The organism is Streptomyces sp. (assembly GCF_031181555.1).
In the GTDB taxonomy this organism is placed as follows: domain Bacteria; phylum Actinomycetota; class Actinomycetes; order Streptomycetales; family Streptomycetaceae; genus Streptomyces; species Streptomyces fimbriatus.
The window spans coordinates 1-4,656 of sequence record NZ_JAPSKQ010000281.1; the positions used below are offsets into that span (position 1 = coordinate 1).

Genomic DNA, 4,656 nt, shown 5'->3' on the forward strand with positions numbered 1-4,656 from the left:
CGGGGATCTTCGCGGGGGCGCTGCAGGTGCGGGCCTCCCGGATCACCGAGGGGATGAAGCTGGCGGCGGCCGAGGCGCTGGCGTCGGTGGTGGGTGACGATCTCGCCGCCGACTACGTCATCCCGTCCCCGTTCGACGAGCGGGTCGCCCCCGCGGTGACGGCGGCGGTGGCCGCGGCCGCCCGGGCGGAGGGGGTCGCCCGCCGCTGAGGCGCGCGGTTCTCGTCGGCCCCGTCCCCGGTGGACGGGGCCGACCCTTCTGTCCGGGGACCGGACCGGCCGGGTGGGTGGCCGCGGCCGGGTGGGTGACCCCGGCTTCATGGCAAGAGGGCGTGTCTCACAGCGGGCCGCGGTTCCCTCCGCGGGGCGGGGAACCTATCGTCAAGGTCATGTTCGCTGTCTACGCCGCCCGAATCGACCGCGACCAGCCGCTCACCGGCCTGGAGTCGGGAGAGCGTCCGGCTCCCGAGGCCCGTCCCGGCTGGAGCGTCGTCACGGTCAAGGCCGCCTCCCTCAACCACCACGACCTCTGGTCCCTGCGCGGCGTAGGCCTCGCGGAGGACAAACTGCCGATGATCCTCGGCTGCGACGCCGCCGGTGTCGACGAGGACGGCAACGAGGTCGTCCTGCACTCGGTGATCGGACAGAGCGGTCACGGGGTGGGGCCCGCGGAGCCCCGGTCCATCCTGACCGAGCGCTACCAGGGAACCTTCGCCGAGCAGGTCGCCGTGCCCACCTGGAACGTGCTGCCCAAGCCGAAGGAGCTGTCCTTCGAGGAGGCGGCCTGCCTGCCCACGGCCTGGCTGACCGCCTACCGGATGCTGTTCACCAACGCCGGGGTCCGGCCCGGTGACTCGGTGCTGGTGCAGGGGGCCGGTGGGGGAGTCGCCACTGCCGCGATCGTGCTGGGGAAGGCCGCGGGGCTGCGGGTCTTCGCCACCAGCCGGGACGAGGCCAAGCGCAAGCGGGCGCTGGAGCTGGGGGCCGTGGAGGCGCTGGAGTCCGGTGCGCGGCTGCCGCAGCGGGTCGACGCGGTCATCGAGACCGTGGGGGCCGCGACCTGGTCCCACTCGGTGAAGTCGCTGCGGCCCGGCGGCACGCTCGTCATCTCCGGGGCCACGAGCGGGGACCGGCCCTCGCACGCCGAGCTGACCCGGATCTTCTTCCTGGAGCTCAAGGTCGTCGGGTCGACGATGGGGACCAAGGACGAGCTGGAGGACCTGCTCTCCTTCTGCGCCGCCACCGGTGTGCGCCCCGTCATCGACGAGGTGCTGCCCATGGACCGGGCCCGGGAGGGGTTCGAACGGATGGAGAGCGGCGAGCAGTTCGGCAAGATCGTGCTCACGAATCCCTGACGGCGGGGTTCGGCTCACCCCCGACGGCCGGTCCGGATCTCCGGGCCGGCCGTCGGCATGTCAACTCGGGTTGACGCGAGGCCGTTGTCAACCTAGATTGACATCATGACTGAGGCAACCGACCTCGCCGAGCGCGCGGGCGACCGCGATCCACGGGTCGGCCTGCGGGCCGTCGCCGCGCTGCGCAGGCTGCTGGAGCAACTGGAGACCGTGCAGGTGCGCAATGCGCGCCATCAGGGCTGGTCGTGGCAGGAGATCGCCACCGAGCTCGGGGTCAGCAGGCAGGCCGTGCACAAGAAGTACGGGAGGCATTGATGTTCGAGCGGTTCACGAAGGACGCCCGTGCGGTGGTGAAGGGGGCGGTCGAGTGCGTCGAAGGGGCGCGGGGGCGGACCGTCGGCGCCGAACACCTGCTGCTCGCCCTGCTGGAGCGTGAGGGCAGCCGTGCCTCCTTCGCGCTGGCGGCGCTCGGGGCCGGCGAGCGCAAGGAGTCGGTGCGGCGGGCCCTGGAGGAGGCACGGCGCCGTGCCGGTCTGTCGCAGGCCGAGACCGACGCCCTCGCCGGACTGGGCATCGACGTCTCGGAGATCGTCGCCCGGGTGGAGCAGGCCCATGGCGTCGGTGCGATGTCCAGCGACCGGAAGGACAAGGGCTGGCGGTCGGGGCGCCCCGGCTTCGGCAAGGACGCCAAGGAGGTGCTGGAGAAGGCCCTGCGCGTCGCCCTCGCCCGGCGCGAGCGGCACATCGGGGACGAGCACATCCTCCTCGCCCTGACCGTCCGTCCCGGCGTCGCCGCCGAGGTGCTCGCCGACCACGGGGTGACCCACGAGTCGCTGACCAGGGTGCTCGGCGGCGCGGGGGAGGCGTGCGCCTGAGGGGCGGGGCCCACCCGACGACACGGGCGAGGGCCCCGGCCGTGTCACCGGGTCCCGCCGTGTCGCCGGGCACCGGCCTGCCGTCGGGTTTCAGGCCTGCCGTCGGGCTCAGGACTTCGGCGTGCGCAGTATCGCCCCGATCCGGGCCGCCGCCGTGGACAGGTGGTGGCGGGCGTCGCGGAGCTGATCCGGGGTGACGCCGTGATCGCGGGCCGCGTCGCGGATGTCGTCCCGGAAGCGGTCCAGCAGCCGGTCCAGGTCACGGGCCGGGTCACCGGTGGAGTCCGTGGCGCCCTCGTGCGCCCAGGACGGGGTGCAGTCGGCGGGGAAGTCCTCGGGGGTGTGGGAGTACGACGGCTGGGAGGTCCGGTCGGCGGTACCCGCGCCGGCGCGGCCGAAGGCGAAGTCCTTGCCGAACTCGCCCATCTCCTTGGCCAGTTCGCTCAGGCCCTCGCGCAGGCCCGTCGGCCAGTCGCCCCGGGCGAAGTGGTCCTGCATCTGCTCCTGGACCCGTCGCGCGATGCGCTGCACCTCCTCCTGCGCCCGGTCCTGGGCCTCCTTGGCCTGGCGGCGGGCGCGCTGGGCCTCCTCGCGGGCGCGACGGCTCTCGTCCTTGGCGCGCCGGGCCTGTTCCTTCCACTCCTGCCTGGCGCGGCGCATCTCCTCCTTGGCGGCGCGCCAGGCGTCCTTGTCCCCGAGGACCGTGAAGTCGCCGAGGCCGCCCTCCTCTTCGTCGGCCGCCCCGTTTCTGTGGCTCTGGCGGGCCTTGCTCGCCGCGGCCCGCATCTCGCGGCGCAGATCGCCCGCCGCGCCGCTGACGTCGGCCCGGATCTCGGCGGCGAGCTCGGCGACCGACTCCCGGATCTCCAGCTCCAGGTCGACCAGCTCGCCGCTGCGGTCGGCCAGTTCGGCGCGCCCGGCGTCCGTGATCGAGTAGACCTTGCGGCCGCCCTCGGTGGTGTGGGTGACCAGGCCTTCCGCCTCCAGCTTGGCCAGGCGCGGGTAGACCGTGCCGGCCGACGGCGCGTACAGCCCCTGGAAGCGTTCTTCGAGGAGGCGGATCACCTCGTAGCCGTGGCGCGGCGCCTCGTCCAGCAGCTTCAGCAGGTACAGGCGGAGGCGTCCGTGAGCGAAGACGGGGGGCATGTCAGAGCACCTTCTTGTCGGTCGTGCCGCCGGCCGGGGCGTCGGCCGCGCCCTCACCCCTGCCGGCAGGGGAATTGTCCCCCGAGCCGTCCTGCGGTCCGCCGTCCGGTCCGCTGTTCGCTCCGGTCGCCGGTCCGCTGTCCGAGCCGCGTGCGGCGGTGTCCGTCGTGCTTCCGGGGCGGGGCGGTGCGTCCGCCGGCTCGGGCTCGTCCTCCCCGGCCGGGCGGCGCAGCAGGGCGATGGAACCGGAGACGGTGGTGGCCCGCAATCTGCCGCTGCCCGCGCCCAGACGGCCGGTGATCTTGTGGGCGCCCCACTGGCCGTGCACCCGCAGGTCGTCGAAGGCGTTGGAGACGGCGCCGCTCGCGGTGTTGGCCTCCACCTCGGCGTCCGCCGGATCCGGCAGCCGGATCGCGATCTCGCCGGAGACACTGGTCAGCCGGACGTCGGTGGGGCCGTCGGGATCGAGGTCCACGATCATGGAGCCGCTGACCGAGTCCGCCCGCACGGAGGAGCCGGAGCCCTCGACGACCGTGAGGTCACCGGAGACGGAGGCGAAGCGCAGGTCACCGGTGACCGACTGGGCCTCCAGGTTCCCGGACACCGTCTCCGCCCGGACCGGGCCGGAGAGGGCGACCAGCGTGGTGTCACCCGCGACCCCCTTCACCACCGTCGGGCCCTGGATCCCCGAGACGACGGCGCCGGCGCCGACCACGCCCACCTCGACCCGGGTCCGTGCCGGAACGGCCAGGGAGACCACCGCGCTGCGGCGCCAGCCCTTCCGGTCCAGCCACTTGAGGAAGCCCTTCCACGGCAGGTCGTCGTAGGCCACCGTGAGGGTGCCGTCCTTCCGGGTGACCACCAGGGGCGGTCCTTCGATCTCGGACACCTGCAGGCGGGCGGAACCTTCGTCGGTCCCCACGACGTTCACCGTTCCGTTGACGATGCGTACGTGGAGTTCGCTCACGGGTGCGTCGAAGGTGAGCTTCGTCGGCTCCGCGACGGACCACTCGGACATGGGACGACCTCCTGGACGAACCCGAAGACACGCCATATCGCGTCTTACGTGATTCACGATATATCGCACCCCTGGAAAGTCAAGACACCCGTTCTGGTGATCAGTGGTCGCCTGAAACGGGCACACCGGTCCAGCGCGTGACCGCGTCGGCGGAAAACCCCGGGCCGGACGCCGGGCCCCTCGCACCCGTCCTCGGACCGCTGCGCGAACGCGTGCTGCTCGCCGGAGCCGACGGGGAGGGGGGTGTTCGTCTCCTGGGGCAG

Annotated in this window: 5 protein-coding genes and 1 pseudogene; 4 read left to right on the forward strand and 2 right to left on the reverse strand. The window is 73.1% G+C overall.

The window, feature by feature from the left end; translation table 11 throughout:
* The 4 genes and pseudogenes from RIM90_RS30615 to RIM90_RS30630 form a co-directional block, all read left to right on the forward strand.
* Positions 1–209 (forward strand): annotated as a pseudogene (locus tag RIM90_RS30615) (NAD-dependent malic enzyme); the annotation flags it as partial.
* Positions 210–388: 179 nt separating this feature from the next.
* Positions 389–1,354 (forward strand): zinc-binding dehydrogenase, encoded by a 966-nt coding sequence (locus RIM90_RS30620; RefSeq protein WP_309063999.1) that lies wholly within the window; start codon positions 389–391, stop codon positions 1,352–1,354.
* A gap of 105 nt (positions 1,355–1,459) precedes the next feature.
* Positions 1,460–1,669 (forward strand): HTH domain-containing protein, encoded by a 210-nt coding sequence (locus RIM90_RS30625; protein ID WP_030219802.1) that lies wholly within the window; start codon positions 1,460–1,462, stop codon positions 1,667–1,669.
* Positions 1,669–2,229, forward strand: a complete 561-nt coding sequence (locus RIM90_RS30630; protein WP_309064000.1) for a Clp protease N-terminal domain-containing protein — start codon at positions 1,669–1,671, stop codon at positions 2,227–2,229. Before RIM90_RS30625 ends, RIM90_RS30630 begins: the two co-directional genes overlap by 1 nt.
* Before the next feature lie 108 nt (positions 2,230–2,337).
* Here the strand turns inward: RIM90_RS30630 and RIM90_RS30635 are convergent, their stop codons facing one another.
* Positions 2,338–3,375, reverse strand: coding sequence for a helix-turn-helix transcriptional regulator (locus RIM90_RS30635; protein ID WP_309064001.1), 1,038 nt, complete (start codon positions 3,373–3,375; stop codon positions 2,338–2,340).
* Between the two features lies 1 nt (position 3,376).
* Positions 3,377–4,393: a DUF4097 family beta strand repeat-containing protein gene (locus RIM90_RS30640; protein WP_309064002.1), complete on the reverse strand. Its 1,017-nt coding sequence runs from the start codon at positions 4,391–4,393 to the stop codon at positions 3,377–3,379.
* Positions 4,394–4,656: the final 263 nt, after the last annotated feature.